Origin of the sequence: Dietzia alimentaria 72, from assembly GCF_000226215.1 — a bacterium.
GTDB classification, from domain to species: domain Bacteria; phylum Actinomycetota; class Actinomycetes; order Mycobacteriales; family Mycobacteriaceae; genus Dietzia; species Dietzia alimentaria.
Genome location: NZ_AGFF01000024.1, coordinates 114,176 through 136,619, shown reverse-complemented (window position 1 = coordinate 136,619; position 22,444 = coordinate 114,176). Strand labels below are relative to the sequence as shown.

At 68.0% G+C, this 22,444-nt stretch carries 24 protein-coding genes; 15 read left to right on the top strand and 9 right to left on the bottom strand.

The annotated features are described in order from the left end of the window. The first annotated feature begins 50 nt into the window (after positions 1–50). The gene (gene secA / locus ON04_RS12720) at positions 51–2,822 is read left to right on the top strand and encodes a preprotein translocase subunit SecA (protein ID WP_029458390.1); all 2,772 of its coding nucleotides are present in this window, start codon (positions 51–53) and stop codon (positions 2,820–2,822) included. A 32-nt stretch (positions 2,823–2,854) separates the two neighbouring features. Here the strand turns inward: secA and ON04_RS12715 are convergent, their stop codons facing one another. Next, positions 2,855–3,397 carry an Rv3235 family protein gene (locus tag ON04_RS12715; protein ID WP_193350631.1) on the bottom strand — a complete coding sequence of 181 codons (543 nt, stop codon included), beginning with the start codon at positions 3,395–3,397 and terminating at the stop codon, positions 2,855–2,857. 129 nt (positions 3,398–3,526) lie between these two features. On the opposite strand from ON04_RS12715, the gene ON04_RS12710 reads away from it, so the two are divergent. The 4 genes from ON04_RS12710 to ON04_RS12695 all read left to right on the top strand — a co-directional run bounded on the left by ON04_RS12710 (position 3,527) and on the right by ON04_RS12695 (position 7,171). After that, positions 3,527–3,937 carry an HAD family hydrolase gene (locus tag ON04_RS12710; RefSeq protein ID WP_010542005.1) on the top strand — a complete coding sequence of 137 codons (411 nt, stop codon included), beginning with the start codon at positions 3,527–3,529 and terminating at the stop codon, positions 3,935–3,937. A gap of 3 nt (positions 3,938–3,940) precedes the next feature. Continuing rightward, positions 3,941–5,338, top strand: coding sequence for a wax ester/triacylglycerol synthase family O-acyltransferase (locus ON04_RS12705; RefSeq protein WP_010542004.1), 1,398 nt, complete (start codon positions 3,941–3,943; stop codon positions 5,336–5,338). A gap of 31 nt (positions 5,339–5,369) precedes the next feature. Then, the gene (locus ON04_RS12700) at positions 5,370–5,891 is read left to right on the top strand and encodes a DUF6912 family protein (RefSeq protein ID WP_010542003.1); all 522 of its coding nucleotides are present in this window, start codon (positions 5,370–5,372) and stop codon (positions 5,889–5,891) included. A gap of 161 nt (positions 5,892–6,052) precedes the next feature. Beyond that, complete coding sequence (locus ON04_RS12695) at positions 6,053–7,171, top strand: ferredoxin reductase (protein WP_010542002.1); 1,119 nt, start codon at positions 6,053–6,055, stop codon at positions 7,169–7,171. Between the two features lie 10 nt (positions 7,172–7,181). On the opposite strand, the gene rsgA is transcribed toward ON04_RS12695, so the two are convergent. Both rsgA and aroA read right to left on the bottom strand, forming a co-directional pair. Then, positions 7,182–8,231, bottom strand: a complete 1,050-nt coding sequence (gene rsgA, locus ON04_RS12690) for a ribosome small subunit-dependent GTPase A (protein WP_010542001.1) — start codon at positions 8,229–8,231, stop codon at positions 7,182–7,184. A gap of 9 nt (positions 8,232–8,240) precedes the next feature. Beyond that, positions 8,241–9,560: a 3-phosphoshikimate 1-carboxyvinyltransferase gene (gene aroA, locus ON04_RS12685; protein WP_033444292.1), complete on the bottom strand. Its 1,320-nt coding sequence runs from the start codon at positions 9,558–9,560 to the stop codon at positions 8,241–8,243. A gap of 32 nt (positions 9,561–9,592) precedes the next feature. Here aroA and ON04_RS12680 point away from each other — a divergent pair, with 32 nt between their 5' ends. Then, positions 9,593–10,396 (top strand): SOS response-associated peptidase, encoded by an 804-nt coding sequence (locus ON04_RS12680; protein ID WP_238529325.1) that lies wholly within the window; start codon positions 9,593–9,595, stop codon positions 10,394–10,396. 22 nt (positions 10,397–10,418) lie between these two features. Here ON04_RS12680 and ON04_RS12675 read toward each other — a convergent pair whose 3' ends face one another. Then, the gene (locus tag ON04_RS12675) at positions 10,419–10,874 is read right to left on the bottom strand and encodes an aminoacyl-tRNA deacylase (protein ID WP_010541998.1); all 456 of its coding nucleotides are present in this window, start codon (positions 10,872–10,874) and stop codon (positions 10,419–10,421) included. Positions 10,875–11,077: 203 nt separating this feature from the next. On the opposite strand from ON04_RS12675, the gene ON04_RS12670 reads away from it, so the two are divergent. Next, a complete protein-coding gene (locus tag ON04_RS12670; protein WP_010541997.1) occupies positions 11,078–11,755 on the top strand; it encodes a sigma-70 family RNA polymerase sigma factor in 678 nt (225 codons plus the stop codon). Then, entirely contained in the window at positions 11,752–12,078 is a 327-nt protein-coding gene (locus tag ON04_RS12665) for a zf-HC2 domain-containing protein (RefSeq protein ID WP_010541996.1), read from the top strand. The genes ON04_RS12670 and ON04_RS12665 overlap by 4 nt, the downstream gene beginning before the upstream one ends. A 93-nt stretch (positions 12,079–12,171) precedes the next feature. Here ON04_RS12665 and ON04_RS17355 read toward each other — a convergent pair whose 3' ends face one another. Beyond that, positions 12,172–12,246 (bottom strand): 50S ribosomal protein bL37, encoded by a 75-nt coding sequence (locus ON04_RS17355; RefSeq protein ID WP_141564791.1) that lies wholly within the window; start codon positions 12,244–12,246, stop codon positions 12,172–12,174. Between the two features lie 104 nt (positions 12,247–12,350). On the opposite strand from ON04_RS17355, the gene ON04_RS12660 reads away from it, so the two are divergent. Continuing rightward, on the top strand, positions 12,351–12,566 hold the full coding sequence (locus ON04_RS12660; protein WP_010541995.1) for a biotin/lipoyl-binding carrier protein: 216 nt from the start codon (positions 12,351–12,353) through the stop codon (positions 12,564–12,566). Between the two features lie 87 nt (positions 12,567–12,653). Here the strand turns inward: ON04_RS12660 and ON04_RS12655 are convergent, their stop codons facing one another. Next, positions 12,654–12,902: a WhiB family transcriptional regulator gene (locus ON04_RS12655; RefSeq protein ID WP_010541994.1), complete on the bottom strand. Its 249-nt coding sequence runs from the start codon at positions 12,900–12,902 to the stop codon at positions 12,654–12,656. A gap of 446 nt (positions 12,903–13,348) precedes the next feature. On the opposite strand from ON04_RS12655, the gene ON04_RS12650 reads away from it, so the two are divergent. Next, positions 13,349–13,711, top strand: a complete 363-nt coding sequence (locus ON04_RS12650) for a hypothetical protein (RefSeq protein ID WP_029458385.1) — start codon at positions 13,349–13,351, stop codon at positions 13,709–13,711. 22 nt (positions 13,712–13,733) lie between these two features. Here the strand turns inward: ON04_RS12650 and ON04_RS12645 are convergent, their stop codons facing one another. Both ON04_RS12645 and ON04_RS12640 read right to left on the bottom strand, forming a co-directional pair. Beyond that, the gene (locus ON04_RS12645) at positions 13,734–15,029 is read right to left on the bottom strand and encodes an Rv3212 family protein (protein WP_010541992.1); all 1,296 of its coding nucleotides are present in this window, start codon (positions 15,027–15,029) and stop codon (positions 13,734–13,736) included. 29 nt (positions 15,030–15,058) lie between these two features. Then, the gene (locus ON04_RS12640; protein ID WP_010541991.1) at positions 15,059–16,678 is read right to left on the bottom strand and encodes a DEAD/DEAH box helicase; all 1,620 of its coding nucleotides are present in this window, start codon (positions 16,676–16,678) and stop codon (positions 15,059–15,061) included. 205 nt (positions 16,679–16,883) lie between these two features. Here ON04_RS12640 and ON04_RS12635 point away from each other — a divergent pair, with 205 nt between their 5' ends. Further along, positions 16,884–17,111 carry a DUF3107 domain-containing protein gene (locus tag ON04_RS12635; RefSeq protein ID WP_010541990.1) on the top strand — a complete coding sequence of 76 codons (228 nt, stop codon included), beginning with the start codon at positions 16,884–16,886 and terminating at the stop codon, positions 17,109–17,111. 28 nt (positions 17,112–17,139) lie between these two features. On the opposite strand, the gene ON04_RS12630 is transcribed toward ON04_RS12635, so the two are convergent. Beyond that, on the bottom strand, positions 17,140–17,814 hold the full coding sequence (locus ON04_RS12630) for a TetR/AcrR family transcriptional regulator (RefSeq protein WP_010541989.1): 675 nt from the start codon (positions 17,812–17,814) through the stop codon (positions 17,140–17,142). Between the two features lie 146 nt (positions 17,815–17,960). Here ON04_RS12630 and ON04_RS12625 point away from each other — a divergent pair, with 146 nt between their 5' ends. Genes ON04_RS12625 through ON04_RS12610 form a run of 4 tightly spaced genes read left to right on the top strand, consistent with a single transcriptional unit; the run spans position 17,961 to position 22,403 of the window. Next, positions 17,961–19,034 (top strand): DUF3152 domain-containing protein, encoded by a 1,074-nt coding sequence (locus ON04_RS12625; RefSeq protein ID WP_010541988.1) that lies wholly within the window; start codon positions 17,961–17,963, stop codon positions 19,032–19,034. A gap of 5 nt (positions 19,035–19,039) precedes the next feature. Then, positions 19,040–20,254, top strand: coding sequence for a ThiF family adenylyltransferase (locus ON04_RS12620; protein ID WP_010541987.1), 1,215 nt, complete (start codon positions 19,040–19,042; stop codon positions 20,252–20,254). Positions 20,255–20,289: 35 nt separating this feature from the next. After that, on the top strand, positions 20,290–21,171 hold the full coding sequence (locus ON04_RS12615) for a TIGR02569 family protein (RefSeq protein WP_033444316.1): 882 nt from the start codon (positions 20,290–20,292) through the stop codon (positions 21,169–21,171). Continuing rightward, on the top strand, positions 21,168–22,403 hold the full coding sequence (locus ON04_RS12610) for an MFS transporter (RefSeq protein WP_010541985.1): 1,236 nt from the start codon (positions 21,168–21,170) through the stop codon (positions 22,401–22,403). The genes ON04_RS12615 and ON04_RS12610 overlap by 4 nt, the downstream gene beginning before the upstream one ends. The last annotated feature ends 41 nt before the right edge of the window (positions 22,404–22,444 follow it).

The following is a 22,444-nucleotide window of genomic DNA, read 5'->3' as shown; positions in this document are numbered from 1 at the left end:
CGCGCTGGTCGCCAGATTCCCCGACCACGAGGACGTTCGAGACTGTGTCCATCCTTTCCAAGCTGCTCCGGGTAGGCGAGGGGCGAAAGCTCAAGAAGTACACCGCTCTCGCCGACTATGTGGACTCCCTCTCCGATCAGACGGAGAAGTTGAGCGACGACGAACTGCGCGCGAAGACCGACGAGTTCAAGACCCGTGTGGCCGAGGGTGAGACGCTCGACGACCTCTTGCCGGAGGCCTTCGCCGTGGCCCGCGAGGCGGCCCTGCGTGTCCTCGGCCAAAAGCCGTACACGGTGCAGATCATCGGCGCGATCGTGTTGCACACCGGCGCGGTCGCCGAGATGAAGACAGGTGAGGGCAAGACCCTGACCTGTGTCCTCCCCGCCTACCTCAATGCTCTGTCTGGCAACGGCGTCCACGTGGTCACCGTGAACGACTACCTGGCCAAGCGTGACGCCGAGTGGATGGGTCGCGTCCACCGTTTTCTCGGTCTGTCGGTCGGCTCGATCCTCAGCGGGATGACCCCTGCGCAGCGTCGCGAGGCCTATCACTCCGACATCACCTACGGCACGAACAACGAGTTCGGCTTCGACTACCTGCGCGACAACATGGCTCACGACACCGCGGAACTGGTCCAGCGTGGTCACAACTTCGCGATCGTCGACGAGGTCGACTCGATCCTTATCGACGAGGCGCGGACCCCGCTGATCATCTCGGGGCCCGCTGACGGATCCAGCAAGTGGTACGGCGAGTTCGCCCGCATGGCCCCGCTGCTCGAAGAGGGCACCCACTACGAGGTGGACCGCAAGAAGCGCACCATCGGCGTCACCGAGCTCGGTGTGGAGTTCGTCGAGGACCAGCTGGGGATCGACAACCTCTACGAAGCGGCGAACTCGCCGCTGGTGAGCTACCTGAACAACTCCATCAAGGCCAAGGAGTTGTTCACGGCGGACAAGGATTACATCGTCCGCGACGGCGACGTGATCATCGTTGACGAGTTCACGGGCCGGGTCCTCGACGGCCGCCGCTACAACGAGGGCATGCACCAGGCCATCGAGGCCAAGGAGGGCGTCGAGATCAAGGCTGAGAACCAGACGCTCGCCACCATCACCCTCCAGAACTTCTTCCGTCTCTACGAGAAGCTGTCTGGTATGACCGGTACGGCCGAGACCGAAGCCGCCGAGTTGTACTCGATCTACAAGCTCGAGGTCATGCCGATCCCGACCAACCGTCCGATGGCGCGTCAGGACCAGGCCGACCTCATCTACAAGACGGAGGAGGCTAAGTTCGCCGCCGTCGTGGACGACATCGCGGAGCGGGTGGACAAAAAGCAGCCGGTGCTCGTGGGCACCGCGTCGGTCGAGCGCAGTGAGCACCTGTCCAAGCTCCTCACCCGCAAGGGCGTCAAGCACCACGTCCTCAACGCGAAGTTTCACGCGTCAGAGGCGCAGATCGTCGCCCAGGCCGGTCGACCCGGATCCGTCACCGTGGCCACCAACATGGCGGGCCGCGGTACCGACATCGTGCTCGGGGGCAACGCCGACATCATCGCCGACCTCAATCTCCGCGAGCGTGGTCTCAATCCGGTGGACACCCCGGAGGAGTACGAGGAGGCGTGGGACGTCGAGATCGAGCGGATGCGCGACCTCACCAAGCAGGAGGCGGAGAGCGTCCGCGACGCGGGCGGCCTCTACGTGCTGGGAACCGAGCGTCACGACTCGCGACGGATCGACAACCAGCTGCGCGGTCGCTCCGGTCGCCAGGGTGACCCCGGCGAGTCCCGCTTCTACCTGTCCCTCGGCGACGAGCTCATGAGGCGATTCAATGGTGCGGCGGTCGAGGCCATCATGAACCGTCTGAACCTGCCCGATGACGTTCCGATCGAGGCAGGCATGGTCTCGCGCGCGGTCAAGAACGCGCAGACCCAGGTCGAGTCGCAGAACTTCGAGATCCGTAAGGACGTCCTCAAGTACGACGAGGTGATGAACCAGCAGCGCACGGTCATCTACGGCGAGCGCAAGCGGATCCTGGAAGGTGAGGACATCACCGACCAGGTCGAGTCGATGATCTACCAGGTTGTCAGCGCCTACGTCGAGGGCGCGACCGCGGAGGGCTACGTCGAGGACTGGGACCTGGAAAAGCTGTGGGACGCGCTGCGTCAGCTATACCCGGTCTCGATCGACGCCCAGGACGTGATCGACGGTGACGAATACGGTTCCACCGGCGACCTCTCCGCGAAGAACCTCAAGGACGCTGTCCTCGACGACGTGTTCGCCCGCTACGACGAGCGCGAGGCCGAGATCGAGGGCGTCGGTGGCGAGGGGGCGATGCGCCAGCTGGAGCGGTCGATCATGTTGCAGGTCCTCGACCGGAAGTGGCGTGAGCACCTCTACGAGATGGACTATCTCAAAGAGGGCATCGGTCTTCGGGCCATGGCGCAGCGCGATCCGCTGGTCGAGTACCAGCGCGAGGGCTACGACATGTTCTCCGCGATGATGGACGGTGTCCGCGAGGAGACCGTGGCGTTCCTGTTCAACGTCAAGGTCGAGGCCACGCCGCAGCAGAAGGCGATGGCCGCGCCGTCTGCACAGCAGGCGGCTGCCCTGGCCGGCGGCAGCTCGATCCTGCAGGCCGCGGGAACCGGGCGGGACATCAAGGATGACCAGATGCAGTTCTCCGGCCCGTCGGAATCCGGCGAAGCCCAACTCGTCGATGAGGGCGCCGGGGCCAACCGCGCCCAGCGGCGTTCGCAGGACCGGCAGGAGCGTGCCGATCGGCGCGAACGGGCCGCCCGGTCCGCCGCACGCGGACGTAAGAACTGAGCCGTAGGAACCGACGGGGTGCCCCGTCGTAATCAGACCAGCCTGAGGGCCGTACACGCGGCTCCGGTGGTGGTCACCCGGATGCGGGCCGCGACTGCGAACAGTCGCGGCCCGCGGGCGTAGGTGGCACAGACCTCGTAGTCCTCCGCGGGCTCGGTGCCCGGCCCCTCCGTGTGCGGGCCAGCAGGGCTGACTGCGTGGATGTGAACTCGGTGGATGCGTGCGGGGCCGAATTGTCGGCCCGGTACGCCTTCGCGGGCCAGAGTGCGCAGCATCTCCGTCAGGTGGGGCGGAAACGCTCCCCGCATGTTCTGGGGTGCCCGTTTGCGGTCGACCACCTCCAACGCCATGAGAATCAAACCGTGCGCGGCGCGGCGGGCCGGAACGGGGACCGCCGGTTCGGAGTTGCGCCCGGGCTCCCGGGTGGCGCGGCCGGTGCGCCCGGAGGGCGACTCCTCGCGCCGTGGGCCGGGCGCGGGTTCGGTGGAGGGCAGGGGGCGCACCCCGTGGTCGAGCTCATCCGTTGTGGACCGATGGCGATTCACCAGGGGTGGTGGTAGGGGTGTGCGCGTCATGTGGATCTGCTCCGTCCTGTGGTGACCGGGGTCGGTATTTCGTCCTGTACCCGGTATGACGCGCCGACATGGGCGATCGGTTCCACCTCCGGTACTGCGCGCTCGGCGGGCGTTGCCTAGGCTGTCCCCATGCGAGGACTGATAGTCGACTACTTCGGGGTGCTGGACGGCACAGAGGAGGACCGCGAGAACTGGCGGTTGATCCTCAGCGGTGCGAGGACGAACGATGTCCGGCTCGCCGTGCTCAGCAACGAGCCCGAGGGGCCGGGTGCGGATCGCGTGCGTCAGGACGCTCGCGAATTCGGCATCGAACACGTGGTCCTGAGCGGAGTGACGGGCGTGGAGAAGCCGGACCCCGAGGCGTTCCTCGAGGCGGCGCGGCGGCTCGAGCTCCAGCCGCGGGAGTGCGTGATGGTGGATGACGCTATCGAGAACGTCCTGGGCGCGGTGCAGACCGGCATGATCGGCGTCTTCTATCAGGTATTCGACCGTGCGGCCGTGGAGATCCGGGGACTTCTCGGGCTGGACGAGGCGGTCTGACACGTGGCGACCAGGCTGGCTACGGCTGACGCGGATCTGATTCTCGGCGACGCCTCGAAATCTCGGAGCCGACACTCATGTTCCCTGGCGCTGGTCTCCAGGGACGAGCCGTGGGACATCGATCGGGTTCTGGAGTTCGTCGATGCCCGCCTGGCGGACGCGCCGCGGTTCCGGCAGCGGATCCGCCAGGTCCCCTTCGGCCTCGCCCGCGCGGTGTGGGTCGACGATCCGGACTTCGATCTGAGTTTCCACGTGCGTCGCTCTGCGCTGCCGGCGCCGGGTGGGATGCGTCAGCTCGCCGACCTGGTCGCCAGGTTGGTCGACCGCCCTCTGGAGGCCGGCCGGCCTCAGTGGGAGCTGTACCTCATCGAGGGTTTGGCAGATGGTCGACTGGCGGTGCTCACCAAGACCCATCACGTCCTGCTGGGCGGGCCCAACGCGGTGGACCTGGCGCAGGTGCTCATGTCGGACGAGCGCGCGTCGGCGGAGCTCGACGAGGTCGCCACTTGGACGCCGGTCCCGTCCCCGGGTGACGGGGTGCTCATCCTGGACGCGCTGATGACTCTCGCCACCGAGCCCCTGGAACTGGTGCGACGGTCGACCAGGCTGGTCCACGCGCTCGAGCGCGCCAGCAGGGGACTGGTCGGCGCGGCCAGTCTCGCGATCCTGCGTCCCGGCGGGGGTCTGGCCGAGATGTTTCGTACCTCGCGTCCCAGGGGCAGTCGCGTAGGGCTGGCGTCGTTCCAGCTATCCGAGGCGAGGGAGATCGCCCGGTCCCACGACTGCAAGGTCAACGATGTGGTGCTGGCCGTCCTGTGCGGGGCGCTGCGGTCCTGGATCCTGTCGTGTGGCCATCCGCTCTCCACTGCGGATGTCCTTCGGGTGATCGTGCCGATGGCCGTGACCGCGGAGACCGATGGGACTGACCCGACGGGCGAGGCCAGGTCCGCGGAGATCGCGTCGGCACTCATCGCGATGCCGGTGGGGGAGCCCAACCCTCGGATGCGCCTGGCGCAGATCGCGCGTGAGACCGCCACCCAACGACACCCGCGGGAGGCTGTGGGGGCCAAGTCGCTGGCTCGGCTGTCCGGCTTCGCCCCGCCTACCCTGCATGCGCTGGGCTCCCGCGCGGCGATTATGTTGCCGTCGGACAGTTACGACCTGGTGGTCACCAACGCCCCCGGCCCCCAACACCGGATGTACTGGGGTGACGGTGAACTCACGGAGGTCTTCCCCGTGCCGGCCCTGCTCGACGGGCAGGCGCTGGCGGTCTCGATGAGCAGCTACTCCGGGACCGTGTACTGCGGCTTCACCTCCGACCGTCAGGCCGTACCGGACGTCGAGGAGATCGGTGAGCTCATTTCGTCCGCGTTGAGCGAGCTCGCCGGCGCCGCACGCTGACCGTCACCCCAGACCCGAGGGAGTTCCCACGATGCGACTGTTCATTCCCGCCACCCTGGCGATGCTCGAGACCCTGCTCGACGGCGGGGAGATGCCCGTGCGGAGCGCGACGGCGTTCGCCGCGACTCCCGCGCTGGTCGAGTCATACGCGGAGGGCGACACAGAAGAGATCGAGCACGTCGCCTTTCTCGAGGCTGCGCGTGCGTCGCTGCGACTTCTCGGTGGCGAGGTCGACGCGGGCGCCGCCCACGATGCGCACCCGTACCGCCGGGTCGTGGTGAGCGTCGACGTCCCCGATGAGGAGACGACTCTTCGTCCGGACCTGGACACTGCGGTGGTGCGACTGACCCGGGGAGTTGTCACGATGGCCGAGGTGGCCGCGGTTCACGTGGACCTGGCGGGGGCCGTGGACCTCGTCCGGGCGGCCGTGGACGCCGTCGATCGCGCGGACCTGGGGGACGAGGACGCGGAACTCACCGTGGGCGACGCTTTGGACGTTGATCTGGCCTGGTACGACGCCGTGGAATTGCCGTTCCTTTTGACACTTCTCTGACTGTTCTCCGCATCTTCAGAGTGCGGGGTCCCGACCCGGCTGATGACGGGCGAGGTCGCCAGCGGCTCCCGCCGGAAGGTAACCTACGCTACCGTAGGTTGATCTCCGGCACCGTCGGTCCGAAAGTCGGACGGCGGCGGGCCGGTCTCTAGGAGGCACCAGTGTCCGAGTCGAAGAACGGGCTCAGCCGCGTCCTGCGGGCGGCGGCCGCCCGGGTTCCCGAGCCGCGTAGCGCGCATAGACTCCTGAACCGGCTCACACACCCGCTGCGGGTGGACGACTACTCGTCGCTCATCTACCCGCTGTGGTCCTCGCGCGAGTTGCGTGGCGAGGTCGTCACGGTGCGTCGCGAGGCGGATGACGCGGTGACGCTGGTCATCAAGCCCGGTTGGGGCGCCACACCGACGTACCGGCCCGGCCAGTACCTCGGCATCGGCGTCCTGGTGGACGGACGCTGGACGTGGCGGTCCTACTCGTTGACGTCGGCGCCCACCAGTGGCCGCGGCGAATACTCGGTCACCGTCAAAGCCATGCCCGAGGGGCTGCTGAGCAATCACATAGTCGGCACGGTCGAGCCCGGCACCATCGTGCGACTGCAGGCGCCGGCGGGCGACTTCCACCTGCCCTCGCCGACACCGGACAAGTTGATGTTCGTCTCGGCCGGATCGGGCATCACACCGGTCATGGGCATGCTCCGGTCGCTGGACCGACGCTCGGTAGACGAACGGTTCCCCGATGTGGTGCACGTGCATTCCATCCGTACGCGCGAGGACGCCCTGTTCTACGACGAACTGCTCGCCCTCGAGCGCACGCAGCCCGGGTACACGTTGCATGTGCGCGTGACCGCGGACGAGGGCAGGATCAACGCGAAGCAGATGTTGGCTCTTGTTCCGGACTGGTCGGAGCGTCCCACGTGGGCGTGCGGTCCGTCAGCGATGCTCGACGAGCTATCCGAGCACTTTGATGCCACAGGGCGGGATGACCTGTACGTGGAGCGATTCACGGTCAACCGTGACGCGGGGGCATCGGGTGGCACGGTCACGTACGGCGCCAACGGCAAGACCGTCGAACTAGACGGTGCGACCACCATCCTCGAGGGTGGCGAAAGCGTGGGCGTGCAGATGCCATTCGGTTGCCGGATGGGGATCTGTCAGACCTGTGTGGTGCCGTTGGAGGACGGGCACGTCCGCGATCTGCGCAACGGAACCGACCACGGCCCCGGGGAGCGGATCCAAACCTGTGTGTCGGTCGCGCTGGGGGACGTCGAGGTCAAGCTCTGAGATGGCGGCGTCAGTCGTGGTCAGTCGTCATGTCCCAGTGATCGTTGGATTGCAGTGCACCCAACAGTTCGCGCACTGCTAACGCGCGACGGTGCACGGCCGGGTCCGTGATGCTGTCCCAGGCGCACTCGGGATCCGCTGGCGGCCCCTGATGGGTGCAGCCCCGGGGACAGTCCTGGGAGACCTCGTCGAGGTCGGAGAAGGCGGCCACCACGTCGTCGGGGGAGACGTGGGCCAGGCCGAAGCTCCGGATGCCGGGAGTGTCCACCACCCATCCGTCGGTGCCGAGCTCGAGGGCGACCGACTGGGTTGAGGTGTGGCGGCCCTTACCGACGCCTGAGACCACCCCTGTCGCTCGGTGGGCGTCGGGTACCAAGCGGTTGACCAGCGTTGATTTTCCGACGCCCGAGTGCCCGATCATCGCGGAGATCCGCCCGTCGATCAGCTCGTGCAGATCGCCCAGGTCGTCGTCGATCCCCACCCGGAGGACTGGCACGTCCAGCGCGGTGAACTCGGCGGCGAATACCGAGGGGTCGTCGAGGTCGCCCTTGGTCAGGCACAACACCGGCTGGAGTCCGCCGGTGTACGCGGCCACCAGCGCGCGGGCCACGAAGCCGGCACGCGGCGGGGGGTCGGCCACGGCCACCACGATGAGCAGCAGCTCGGCATTGGCCACCACCACCCGCTCGTACGGGTCGGAGTCGTCGGCGGTGCGGCGCAGGACCGTGGAGCGGTCCTCGACGCGCACGATGCGGGCGAGGGTGTCGCGCGCGCCGGTGAGGTCCCCGACCACGCCCACGTGGTCGCCCACCACGATCGGGGTGCGGCCCAGTTCGCGGGCCCGCATCGTCACTACGGGAGTGCCTGCGGTGTGGTCGGGGCCGTCGTCGAGTAACACGCACCCCCAGCGGCCGCGGTCCACGCTCACGACCATCGCGGCCGCGGCATCAGCGTGACTGGGCCGACGTTTGGTGCGGGGCCGTGTGCCCTTGCCGGGCCGGATCCGGATGTCGGACTCGTCCCATCCACGTGCGCCGCCGGTGCCCCGTCCGCCTGCCATGGCGGCCCGTCAGCCCCGCCCGGCCAGCATGGTCGACCACATGCCGGTGAACCCGGGCATTGTCTTGGAGGTGGAGTCGACGTCGTCGATCTCCACGCCGTCCACGACTAATCCGATAATGGCGCCGGCGGTGGCCATGCGGTGGTCTGCGTAGGCGCGCCACGGTGCTCCGTGCAGTGGGCCGGGGTTGATCTCCAGCCCGTCGGCGAGTTCGGTGACCCCGCAACCCACGGCCCCGAGTTCGGCGGCCAGTGCGGCCAGTCGGTCGGTCTCGTGCCCACGCAGGTGCGCTATACCGGTGAGTCTCGACGGGCCGTCGGCGACCGCGCACATCGCCGCGACCGTTGGTGTCAGCTCGCCGATGGCGGACAGGTCCAGGTCAACGGGGGACAGGCGTTCGGGGCCGACGACGACGAGAGTCCCGTGGCCCGCACCGTCGGCGATCTCGAGCGTCACGGACGCGCCCATGGTGCGCAGGATGTCGCGAATAGCATCCCCGGGCTGGGTGGTGGTGTGCGGCCAATGGGGGACGCGGATCGTCCCGCCAGTGACGGCCGCCGCGGCGAGGAAGGGGGTCGCGTTGGACAGGTCGGGCTCCACCACGCGGTCCACGGCCCTGATCTCTCCGGGGGAGACCCGCCACGACGTCGCGGTGGGCTGATCCACCGCGACGCCGGATTCGTTGAGCATCTCGATGGTCATCTCGATGTGGGGGCCTGATGGGACGGGTCCGGATCCCACGTGAACCAGCTCCACGCCGTCGCTGAAGCGCGCAGCGGATAGCAGTAGGCCGGAGACGAACTGGGACGAGGCGGAGGCGTCCAACTCCACGCGGCCACCACGGAGCGAGCCGGCACCGGTCACGGTGAACGGCATACTGTCGCCCGCTATTTCCGCACCGAGGGTCCGCAGGGCGTCGAGCATCGTGGCCTGCGGGCGGACGCGAGCAGCTGGGTCACCGTCGAACGTGGACAGCCCCGTCGCTAGGGCGGCCACCGGCGGGACGAAGCGCATGACCGTCCCGGCGAGACCGCAGTCGACGTGGGCCCCGTGCAGGTCGCCCGGGGTGATGAGCAGATCGGTGTCCTCCGGGCGCAGCGCTCCCGAGGGGCCCTCTACGCGGGTTCCCAACGCCTCGAGCGCGGCGATCATGAGGTCGGTGTCCCGGCTACGCAGTGTCCCGGCCAGGCGGGAAGGCGCGTCGGCCAGGGCGGCGAGAACGAGGGCGCGGTTGGTCAGCGACTTGGATCCGGGCACCGGAACGTCAGCGTGCAGGGGCGCGGCGGCTACAGGGGCGTTCCAATGACTCACCTGGCCATTGTCTCCCATCCGGGCCGCTGATGGCTGAGCAGGGTGCGAGGATGTCTGCCATGTGTGGACGCTTCTCGCTCTCCTCCGACCCCGCCCGACTGGCGGTGGAACTCGACGCGGTCGACGAGGCGTCTTCGCCGCCGCCGGGGCTGTGGCCGGATGAGGCACCGCGTTCGCCCCGGTTCAACATCGCCCCCACGACCACCATCCCCGTGCTGACCCTGGACGTTCCCCGCGAGAGGCTGGAGTCCGGGGACGACCCTGTGCGGGTGCTGCGTGCCATGAGGTGGGGGCTCGTTCCCTCATGGGTCAAGGACTCTCCGCGGCTTCCGAACCTGTTCAACGCCCGGGTGGAGACGGCATTCGAGAAGCCGTCCTTCCGCGCCGCGGTGGCACGCAGGCACTGCGTGATCCCAATGGACGGGTGGTACGAGTGGGTGCCTGGTGAGCCCGCGGTCCCCGGTCGGAAGACCGGGCCGAAGCAGCCGTTCCACATGGTCCTCCCCGAAGGTCAGGGCCTGCTCATGGCCGGGTTGTGGGAAGCACGGAAGGATCCGGAGGACGAGTCGGTCACCCAGCTCTCATGCACGGTGCTCACCACCGAGGCCCTCGGGCCACTGCGGCGGGTGCACGACCGGATGCCGCTGCCCGTGCACCCGGACGTACTAACGGACTGGTTGGACCCGTCCGTTATGCGAGATCCGCGTGCCCTGGTCGACGGGGCGGGTGGCGATCTGGGGGAGTGGGCCGAGACCGTGCAGATCCGGCCGGTCTCGCGGGCGGTTTCCGCTGTACGCAATGACGGCCCGGAGCTGACCAGGCCGATCGACCCCGACGAAGGCAGGCTGTTCTGACGTCGGCCGGCCGCGGTAGCGGTTAGCTGCCGTGACCGGCGCTGATCGGGGCCGTGAGGGCGCGGGTGAGTCTCACCAGATCCGGGCCCGGTAGCTCGATCTCCCATCCGCGTCGCCCGGCACTGCACAGAACTGTGGGGTGCTCGAGTGCGGAACTGTCCACCACGGTGGCGAGCTGCCGCTTCTGTCCGAGGGGTGAGACGCCCCCGATCACGTAGCCGGTGGTTTTCTCAGCCACGTCCACCGGGGCGAGCGTGACTTTGCCGCAGTCGAGTGCGGCGGCTGCGGCCTTGAGATCCAGGGTCGACGTGACGGGAAGGACTGCTACCGCCAAATCCGCCCTCGACCCGGCCGGCGGTCGGGCGGTAGCCAGGACCAGTGTCTTGAAGACGCGGGCGGCGTCCACGCCCAGACGCTCACCCATGATCCGTGCCGCCTCGTCTCCGAAATCGCGACCCGAGGCGTTGTAGGTGTGCACCGTGTGCTCGATCCCGGCTGCCCCTAGTGCGGCTATAGCGGGGGTCGCGGCGGCGCCACGACCACCTTTGCCGGCTCGGGCGCGTTTGTGATTAGCCACAGGGTCGAGCTTAGTTCGACGGGGCGACGGAATACCGCGCGTAGGGGATGCGTTGTCTATGAACGAGATCCCGGGGCGGAGCCCGGGACCGAAAGGAGCGTGTGATGCGGACCGCGGTCCTTGACGCACCCGGCATGCGGTTAGACTTCGGGACATCGACAGGTGAGGAGTTCCGGTTGCCGACCGAGTTGCAGTCCGGCGAGGCTGACCAGCGCGCCGAGCAGTTCGAGGAGCTGGCTATGCCACTCCTCGACCAGTTGTACGGTGCCGCGCTACGGATGACACGGAATCCGGCGGACGCGGAAGACCTGGTCCAAGAGGCCTACGCCAAGGCGTACGCCGGCTTCCATTCGTTCAAGCCGGGCACCAATTTCCGGGCCTGGATACACCGGATCCTCACGAACGCCTACATCAACCATTATCGGAAGCGGCAGCGGCAGCCTGCGCAGTACCCGACCGACGAGATCATGGACTGGCAGCTGGCCGCTGCTGCCGAGCACACGTCCACGGGCCTGCGCTCGGCTGAGGTCGAGGCGATGGAACTGCTGCCGGACGACGAGATCCGTTCGGCACTCGCACAGTTGCCGGAGGAGTTCCGGATGGCGGTGTACTACGCCGACGTCCAGGATCTCCCGTACAAGGAGATCGCCGAGATCATGGATACCCCGCTGGGGACCGTGATGTCGCGGCTACACCGCGGCCGTAAGCAACTGCGCGAGCTGCTCCGTGATGTGGCCACCGAGCGCGGTTACGGCCGGGACCGTCAGGAGGGATCGAAGTGAGGGAACACGATCCACGCCTCCACGAGATCGACTGTCAGGCGGCTAAGCGTGACCTGTCGCTCCTCGTTGACCTGGAGTGCGACGACGCCTGCCGTTCGCGGCTCGAGCACCACCTCGCTGGGTGCCCGGACTGCCGCGAACTCTTCCTGTCGGAGCGGCGGCTCAAGGCCAAGCTTTCCAGCTCGTGTTGCGAGAAGGCCCCGTCGGGCCTTCGCGAGCGGCTGATGGTCGAGATCCGTCGGACCACGGTCACCACGACGGACGTCGATGGCACGACCGTTGTGCATCAGCGGACCACGGTCGAGCGACGCGACGTCCACTGACACGTGTGCCCCCACCGGGGGTTGGAAACGGCGTAGGGGCGGGCACCGGTCAGGTGCCCGCCCCTACGCCGTTTCCGGTGGGCAGGTCCGAACTCAGGCGTTCGGACGCTTGCCGTGGTTTGCCTTCTTCTTGCGGCGATCCCGCCTCTTGCGGCCACGCTTGCTCATGGTCGCCTCCTTTCGTCGAGGTACAAGTCTCCCATGAGAGTGTTCATGTGGTTGCATTGGAGGTGTCCGGGGGCTGTCGTGAAGGAAAGTGGAGGAACATCCGTATGGCTGAACAGGTCCGTGCCGAGATGGTTGCGAACGTCATGGAAGTTGTCGCGGCAGTCGGCGCCGAGGTCGCCGAGGGCGACACGATCGTGCTCCTGGAATCGATGAAAATGGAGATCCCAGTGCTCTGCGAGACCGCGGGCACCATCACCGAGGTGGCCGTGGCCCCTGGGGACGTGATCCAGGCCGGCGACCTCATCGCCGTCATCAGCTGACGCAATCCACACCAGACACGAGTGAGGCCGGTCCACTCCCGCCGGGGGAGAGTGGACCGGCCTCGGTCGTGTATCCGGGGTCAGATATCAGACAGTGGTGCGCGTGCGGGTACGACGACGCTTGAGTGCGCGACGCTCGTCCTCGCTCATGCCGCCCCACACACCGGCATCCTGGCCGGACTCGAGAGCCCAGGCGAGGCACTCGGCCGTGACAGGGCAGCGGTTGCAGACGATCTTCGCCTCTGCGATCTGGGCGAGTGCGGGGCCGGAATTGCCGACGGGGAAGAACAGCTCGGGATCCTCGTCGCGACAGATGGCCTTATGGCGCCAGTCCATGGGAACTCCTTTGTTGAGACCGTGATCGGGTGCGCCGGGCAGCACAAAGACAGCCGTCAATTGCGCAGACGGTAAGATCTACGAGAAAGGCGGGCGTAATCATGAAGACTCGGCGGTTGCTGGGGTACCCGCACCGCGGACTCGCTCCCGAGGGAACGGCTCCCGGTTAAGGCAAGGCAAACACTTCGTGTCTGCGCTGTTAAAAACGATCGTGCCACGATTTGCTGGCAAGTCAACCCTCTTGAGCGCCGATGTGGCAAAGGTCACCTCACTTGTCAAATCGGGAAGAAAGCGCACCGCAGCGGCTATAGCGCACAAAACGGATCGGACTCCATCCGGCTGGTTCGAGTCCGCGAGGTGCCGCGACATAGGCTGGAGAGGTGAACGCGAGCCGACCAGAAGATCATCGACCGCCAGCGAATCCCCGGGTCGCCATTCCCACTCCGGTGCGTATCGCCGGGTGGATCTCCTCGATACAGGGACTGTGCGGAGTGGGCGCCGCGGTAGTGCTTTTTATCCGTGCCGTGGGCGGCCATCACGAGCAGACAGTGGTCATCAGTGGCTACGGGACGGCGGTGTGGTTCGCAATCCTCGGCGGTGGTCTCCTCGCTGCCGGTGTGGGGCTGCTGCGCGGCAAGCGGTGGGGGCGCGGTCTGGTGGTCATCGCTGAACTGCTGTTGCTGTTCGTGGCCTGGTACGCGGCCGTCGGCTCCGGCCGCGTCCTCGCTGGCGTCGCTCTGGCCGCGGCGTGCCTACTCGCGTTGGTCTCGCTGTTCCGTCGCGAGGCGATCGAGTGGTACGCGGCCTAGCGGTGTGATGCCCGCGGGCGGATCAGTTCTTGATCTTGTACGCGTGAACAGCGCCCGCTCGGCCCTCGTAGAGGATGTCGCCGATCTGGGCGAGTCCGGTCACGCCGTCCCCCTCTACGGAGGTGGCGTCGAACCGGGAGATCTCCTGACCATTGTCGGGGTCGACGGTGGCGAAGCCCCCGGGGTAGGGCACCATCACCCAGTCGCGCGCGGCGCGTGCTTCGGGGTCTGGCGACCATCCGCCGGACAGGCCGGGCCCACTGGTCCCGTTGATCGTCCACTTGTAGCGCCCGGTTTTACTGTCGAAAGCGTGGGTGCTTCGGCCGTCGAACCAGCGCGACTGCTCGTTGTCGCCGGACAGGGCCGCCGACTCGGGCTTGAATTCGGGCTCGCCGTCGATGGGCATCACCACGGTGTGCTCTGTCGGTCCGGTGAACCACTCCACGGCCCAGGTGCCACGGCGTTCCGCCAGTGCCAGCACGCCCTCGTCATGGACGTCGATGATCCAGAGTTCGTCGGCGCCGGTGGGCGCGGAGGCGATCTCCTCTGGCTTTCTGTTGTCCTCGGGGACGGTCTTGGAGAGCGTCAGTCGCGCCGAGTCGTCGTCGGCGCACCGTTCGGAGACGGCGAAGCGCTCGTCGGTGAGGTCGGCGGTGCCGAGCACGCAGGCGGTGCGCGGTTGCATCTCGGCCTCCTGGGGGGCCGGTACGGCCCCGTACTCGACCGTGCGGACCAGATCGTCACGCCAGATCTCCATTCGCTCGGGGCTGAAGGCGAGGGCGTGCCGCCACGTGCTGGTCAGCTGCATCTGGTCGGGGAACGCACTCTGACGGGTGCTGGCGTACTGCTGGGTGGTGGTGTCGATCGAGGTGACATCACTGCACCCTGAGGCGCCGTCGAACGCGACCGCTAGGACGTCGGAGTAGAACGTGGCCGCGCAGGGGTGACCGGCATGCGAGTAAGACCACCGCTGCTCCCCGGAGCCGGCATCGCGGCCCACGAATGCCCCGTCGGAGTCCACCGTGACGAGGTTGCCCTTGGTGGTCAGCGGAGCACCGGTTCCCGAAGACTCGTGGGACCACAGGGGTTCCAGCGCGGTCGGGACCTCGACTGCCGGGCCGTAGACGGGCTGTTCGACATCGGCGGACCGAAAATCGGACCGTGCGGCGCTACCGGAGAGCAGCACCGCAGCGGCCGCCACCGCCATCACGGTGGTGATGATTGCGACGGTCAGCAGATCGCGTCGGGTTCTGCGCTCTGGCGGGCCGCCGAGGAAGCGGCGGGCCCGCCCGCCGGAGCCGCTCGTTTGTGTGCGCACGTGCCCTTCCCTGGGACGAGGCGAGACCGTCAGTCTCGACCAGCCTGATCCGAAGAGGAGGGCCGACGGCGACGACGACGCCGTGCCGGGGCATCTCCGGTCGCGGCGGGGCCCTCGTCGGAGCCGGACGTGGAAGCGCGTTCCGTCGAGGTGTCGGGCGACGATGAGCCATCTCCGCTACCGCTGCGGGTGCGATGGCGGCGCTGTCGCGAGCCCGAGCCCGAGCCCGAATCCTGTCCGGAACCCCGGGAGTTGCGGGTCTGCGGTTGGCGGCCGGATCCGGTGCCGGTAGCGGCGCCGATGCGTCCGCCGGCGCTCTCGGGGATTCCGAGGTCACTGCGCAGGTGTGGAGAAGTGGAGTAGGTCTCGGCGGGCTCTCCGGCGTTCAGTCCGAGGGCCTTGTCGATCAGCCCCCACCGGGGGAGATCGTCCCAGTCGACGAGGGTCACAGCCACGCCTTTGCGGCCAGCGCGGCCGGTGCGACCGATGCGGTGGACGTAGGTCTTCTCGTCCTCAGGGCACTGGTAGTTGATCACGTGGGTCACATCGTCCACGTCGATGCCGCGGGCCGCGACGTCGGTGGCGACCAGAACGTCCACCTCGCCGGTCCGGAAAGCCTTGAGAGACTTCTCCCTGGCACCCTGACCGAGGTCGCCGTGGATGGCGCCCACACTGTAGCCGCGCTCGGCCAGGTCATCAGCCAACTTCTGGGCGGTCCGCTTGGTCCGCGTGAAGATCATCGTGGCGCCGCGACCGTCGGCCTGCAGGATGCGGGATACGACCTCGGGCTTGTCCATCGAGTGGGCCCGGTAAACATACTGGGTGGTGTTCTCGTGGGTCGCGCCGGAATCGGCGGCCTCTGCCCGGATATGAGTGGGCTTGGTGAGGAACGTGCGGGCCAGGGTGATGATCGGCCCCGGCATGGTGGCGGAGAACAGCATCGTCTGCCGCTTCTCGGGGACCATTCGCAGGATCTTCTCGATGTCCGGCAGAAAGCCGAGGTCGAGCATCTCGTCGGCCTCGTCCAGGACCAGAACCTCGACCTTGCCGAGAACCAGCTTGGACTGGTTTGCCAGGTCGAGCAGTCGTCCGGGGGTTCCCACCACCACGTCGACGCCCTTCTCGAGGGCGTCGACCTGCTGCTCGTAAGGGGTGCCCCCGTAGATCGACAGGACCTTCAGCGGTCGGGTGCGGTTCTCTGTGGAGGCGGTGAGGCCGGTGGCGGCGATCTTGAGGTCCTGGGTGACCTGCACGCAGAGTTCGCGGGTGGGGACGATCACGAGCGCCCGTGGGGTTCCGTCGAGGGACCGGGTAGCTTCGCCGGTCGCTATTCGATGCAGCAGGGGGACGCCGAAGCCGTAGGTCTTGCCCATGCCGGTACGCGCCTGGCCAATGAGGTCTGACCCGGCCAGAGCCAGCGGGAGCGTGAGCTCCTGGATCGCGAAGGTGTGGGTGATGCCGCGCTCGGCGAGGGCGGTGACGATCTCGGGACGTACGCCGAGTTCGGCGAAGCTGGGGGAGGAGTCGGAGGACGGGGCGTCGACGACGGCAGTCGTCGTGGCCATGCCGTCTACTTCACTGGTGGTCACATCTGTGGTGGACAGGGCGGTGCCTTTCTCGTCTCGCGCGCGGAGGAATCGGGCTGTCATGGGACGGCCTCGGCGAGAGGGGCGCGCGCACATTTCCACGCGGATCTATGAGTTCCGCGTCCGCGGGGTACCCGGGGACGCGTTGTGATCCACGTCCTGTCATCCTATCCCGTCACGCTGCCGGACACGGGCGCCGGGCTAGCCTGGGGTATAGAGGTATCACTGATGACGACGTGGATGCGTCGACGACGAGAGGGCAAGCACTGTGGAGGTCAAGATCGGCATCGCCGACAGCAATCGTGAGCTCGTGTTCAAGACCGGGATGACCCCCGAGGACGTGCGGGGTCGCGTCGAGGCGGCTCTCACCGCCGAGACCAAGGCGGTACTGGAGCTCGAGGACGAGAAGGGGCGCACTTACCTGGTGTCCACCGATCGTGTGGCCTACGTGGAGATCGGGGAGTCTGCGCGTCGTCCCGTCGGTTTCCTCTCCTGAGGGCCTGAAATCCTGGGGTCTGCGGGGTCTAGACCCCGCAGACCCGACTGCCGGAATCCGGACGGTCGCCCGCCTGACGCGGAATCTTCGATAGTCCACCCCAGCAGAGCGTGACAGTCGTGGAGACGGCGTCGGCTCGCGGGATCGGCCGTCCAGCGTCGAGCCAGTGGCCAGCGCTGACGCGGCTCGCACCGACCAGGCCTACAGCAAGCAGTCGCGAGCGGTGGGCGTCGAGTCCCGAGTCGCCGCGTACGAGGTCGTGGACGGCCTCGATGCAGCCGTTGGTAGCCCTGTCGAGTTCGCGACGGATGTCCTCGTCGCCGGACTCCGAGGCGAAGACCAGACGAAAACCGCGAATGTCAGAGTCGGCGTAGGCGAAGAACGTGTCGACGGCCGCTTCGACCCTGCGTCGGTTGTCCGAGGTGGAGTCGAGGGCAGCGCGGATACGGGCGAGCAGTTCGTCCACGTGGTGCCGGAGCACCTCGATGTACAGGTCGCGTTTCGAGTCGAAGTGTTGGTACAGAACGGGTTTTGAGACCCCCGCCAGCACGGCGATGTCGTCCATTCCGGACGCGTGGAACCCCTGGTCCACGAACACTGTTCCGGCCGCGTCGATCAGTTGTCGACGGCGCGCGCCGCGTGGGAGCCGGGTCGCCCTGGCTCGACCCGGCGCCGCCGGGGACGGTCCGTCCGGGCTTATCATCAACTTGCTCCTGTCCACCCGGGCGGGAGTCGACAGACGCCCGGGCGAGACGGACAATACCCGCACCGGCGGAGTGCCGGGGCGGGCGGTCATCCCGTGTGTGGGATCGTGGACGTCTTGATCAGAGCAGACGTGGAGGTGCGCGGATGAGCGACGGCCGTCGCCGGACATCGGATGGCGAGGACAATGGTCCCGCCATGGGAGATGTCGCGCGAGGTGGTCGTGCGGAGCGCCCCCGCCCCAAGAGTGATCATCGGGAGCCGGAGCGGTCGCCGTACTACCCACCGCAGAGCGAACCACTGCGTGCTCCGTGGGACCCGGAAGAGACAGGCCCGGGGCGCCGGCGGTCGGTTCCGGGTGCGCGCGACCACCTGCCCAAGCAGACTCCCGTGGGTCGGTTCTTTTCCACGTGGGGCTGGCGCGCGTACGCGATCCCCGTGCTCGTGGTGGTCACCGGTCTGGTGATCGCCGATGCGGTCGCCTCGCCCGGCCTGTCGGACGAGGTCGCGGTGGAGCCGGAGGAGACGCAGGTGATCGTGGGTGCGCCGTCTGCGGGGAAGATGCCACCGAGCGGGAAGCTGCCGGAGGGCGGGTCGTTCACCGACGCAGGCGCCGGGACGTTCCGGACCGTGCCCGGGGGGACCGACCTCGTCGGTGGGTCGACCGCGGAGCGTTTCAGTTACACCGTCGAGATCGAGGACGGAGTGGACGCGGTCGAGTTCGGCGGAGACGACTCGGTGGCACGAATGGTCGACGCGACCTTATCCGACCCCAGGAGCTGGACCGCCGACGGAGCAGTGGCGTTCGAGCGGATCGAGCAGGGCGAACCGACCTTCAGGGTCTCGCTTGCCAGCCCGATGACGGTCCGCGAGAACTGCGGGTACGACATCCAGCTCGAGTCGAGCTGCTACAACTCGTCCACCGGTCGGGTCTATCTCAACCTGGCGCGGTGGGTGCGTGGTGCCCGGTCCTTCCAGGGCGACATCGGTTCGTATCGGCAGTACCTTGTCAACCACGAGGTGGGCCACGCGGTCGGATATCCCGCGCACGCGCCGTGCCCGGAGAACGGGGTGTTGGCGCCGATCATGATGCAGCAGACCTTCGGTGTAACCAACGGGGACATCTTCCGGTTGGATCCCGAGGGCGTGGTGCCGGACAATCGGGACACGTGCCGGTACAACGCCTGGCCGTTTCCGGACGGCCCGCAGGCGCAAAGGTGAGTGTCGTGGACGGCCAGGCAGATCGGGGATTACCACCGCTGGTGGATCCGGTCCCGGAGCTGACCGCGCGCGAGCGGGCCACCTACTCGCGACACCTGTTGTTGGGCGCGATCGGCGACGAGGGGCAGCGCCGCCTGCGCGGCGCGTCAGTGTTCGTGGTGGGTGCGGGAGGCCTGGGTGCACCGGTCCTGATGTATCTCGCCGCCGCGGGGGTCGGACGGATCACGGTGATCGACGACGACGACGTCGACCTCGGCAATCTCCACCGGCAGGTGATCCACTCCGTCGAGGCGGTGGGCAGACCGAAAGTGGACTCGGCCCGCGACAGGTTGGCCGGGTTGGCGCCCGGGGTCAGGGTCGACGCGCTCCATTGCCGCCTCGATGCGCTGAACATCATGTCTTTGCTCGAGGGGCATCACCTGGTGGTGGACGGTAGCGACAACTTCGCCACCCGCTACCTGGTCTCCGACGCCTGCGAGATCGCGGGGATTCCGCTGATCTGGGGCACCATCGACCGCTCCCGGGCACAGCTAGCCGTGTTCTGGTCGCGGCCGCCGGCTCCGGTCGAGCCGGTCGGCCTGCGTGATCTGTACCCGGCGCCGCCGCCGGCCGGCTCTGTCCCGAGCTGTGCCGAAGCGGGCGTGGTCGGTGCATTATGCGGCACGGTCGGCTCGATGATGGCCATGGAGGCGGTCAAGTTGATCACCGGGGCCGGTCGACCTCTGCTCGGCAGACTGGTGCTGATGGACTTGCTCGAGTCCACCAATCGGACGGTATCGATCCGTCCCGATCCCTCGAGGGTGCCCGTCACCGACCTGCCGGACGGGGCCGACGACGTCTCGTGCGATGTCCCGGGGGCGGAGGCGACCGATGTGCCGACCGTCCCCGCGACGGTCCTGGCTGCGGAGTTGGAGATGGCAGGTCCTTCCGTGGTGCCGGTGCTGGTGGACGTCCGCGGCGCCGGCGAGCGGTCGATCGCGTCGATCGAACCCTCGGTGTGGGTGCCGTTGGATTCGGTCGCGGACGACGCCGCCGACCCGACGGGTGTTCTGGGCCGCGCAGCGGCACGAGGCCCCCTGGTCGTCTACTGCAAGTCCGGGGTGCGTTCGGCCCGCGCGGTGGAGACGATGTCCGCGGCGGGGCTCGCCGGTGTGCGCTCGCTGGAGGGCGGGATCGAAGCGTGGACCCGTGATGTCGATCCGTCCCTGCCGGGGTATTGACAGATGGTGTGGGTACGGTGGTCGGCGTGAACGACATGACGGTCCCCGACCACGTCCGCGGCGCATTCGGCGCGGCCGACGGCCCGGCTGTGCCCGTGGGTGCCGGCTCCGGCTCCGGGTGGCTCGTGACCGCGTCCGGATCGCCGGTGGTGTTGCGACCTGTGGCCGACACGGGGCTGGCCAACTGGTCCGCCCGCGTGCGCGAGGAACTGAATGTCACCGGGTTGCGTGTGGCGACGCCCGTTCGATCCCACGACGGCCGGCATGTGGTCAGCGGATGGCGCGCCGACCGGGCGGTCTCCGGACGTCCCGAGGCGCGCGCGGACGAGACCATCGCGTGGTCGGGCAGGATCAACGCCTCCCTCGCCGCTGTCGAACGCCCGCGGTACGTGCGGCGCCCCGCAGCGCGGCCATGGTCGGAGACCGACCTCTTCGCTTTTGCTGAATCTGCAGCGTGGGACGGCGATCCCGAACGTGACCTGGCGCCGGGAATGGAGGACCATGGCACGTCGTTCGCCACGCACCGCGCGGCCGCCCTGCTCGGTGCCAAGGGACTCATCCGGCATCGGCGGCCGGTGGAGGCCCCGGTGAGCGGGGTGGTCCACGGGGATCTCGCCCGCGGTCTGCTGTTCGACTCCTCGTCCGAGCCCGCTCTGACCGAGGTCGTCCCGTACCTCCGCCCCGCATCGTGGTCGGCGGCCGTCGTCGCAGTCGATCACCTCTCGTGGGGCACCGTCGACTCAGGTGTCCTGTACCGCTGGCGCCATCTCGACGACTGGCCGCAGATGGTCCTGCGAGCAGCGGTGTTCCGTCTGGCCGTCCACGCACTACATTCAGGGTCGCGTCCGGCGGCCATGGACGGACTTCAGTCCATGGCGAGGCAGGTCGGCGACTTCGTCGGAGAACCGGACGCATGACCCCCCGTGCCGAGCGCACGGATTCCTCTAGGGGGGCCGTCTCTTTTCCCGTTGTGGCGCTGGTCGGCGTTATCCTCGTCTCGCTCAACCTCCGCACCGCCGTCACTTCACTGAGCCCGCTGCTCGGGGTGATCGACGCCGAGGTCGGGCTCGGCACCGCAGGCATGGGGCTGTTGGGAATGGTCCCCACCGTCATGTTCGCCGCGTGGGGTGTTCTCACCCCGCTCGTGGTGCGCAGATGGAGCCTGGAGACGGTCACCGTTGCCGCCATGGGCGCAGCCGCCGCCGGACAGGTGGTCCGGGCGCTCGCCAACGAGCCCGGGGTCATGGTCGGGGGTTCGCTCATCGCTCTCGCGGGGATGGGGATCGGCAATGTGGTCGCCCCGCCGCTGGTCAAGAAATACTTTCCCCGGCACGTGGCCGCCGTCAGCATGGTTTACATCACCGGCCTGCAATTGGGCACGGTCGTGCCAGCACTGGTGGCCGTGCCCGTGGAGGAGGCCGCGGGGTGGCGGGTGTCCATAGGCTGGTGGGCGGTGCTTGCCGTGATCGCCGCCATGCCGTGGGTAGTTCAGATCCTGCGCCCGGGAGTGCCGACGGGGACGCCCGACGCCGAAGCTGGACCCACGGACACCCGGACCCCGGCCCAGAAGATCCGCCCGTGGCGTTCGCCCGTCGGCGTGGCACTGGCCCTGTTCTTCGGAACGAACTCCCTGTGTACGTACGCATTTTTCACCTGGCTCCCGGCCGTCGCCGAGTCCATCGGGATGACCCGCGCGGAAGGCGGTCTGGCACTCGCGGTCTACTCGGCGATCGGACTCGTCGCCGCATTGGTCGTGCCCTGGGCCGCGGGTCGATTCGAGGATCCGTACCCAGTCGTCGTCATCTCCGTCCTGGCCTACCTGGCCGGGTTCGCCGGCCTGCTCTGGGCCCCGGAGATCGCACCGTGGGTGTGGATCTGTCTGCTCGGCGTCGGGCCCAGTACGTTCCCGCTATGTCTGACCCTGATCAACCTCCGCACCCGCACGCAGGCGGGTTCGGCGGCACTATCGGGCTTTGCACAGGGCGTCGGTTACACGGCGGCATCCTTGGGCCCGATCGTGTTCGGCATCCTGTTGGACGGCCCCGGCCTGGCCGCGGGGATCGGATTCCTCACGGCGGTGCTCGCGGTGATGATGGTTGTGGCGCGAACCGCGTGTCGACCGGTCATGCTCGAGGACACCCTGCGCTGACGACGGTGGCCGGAGGGATGTCGGAGTCGTGTGGTCTGATC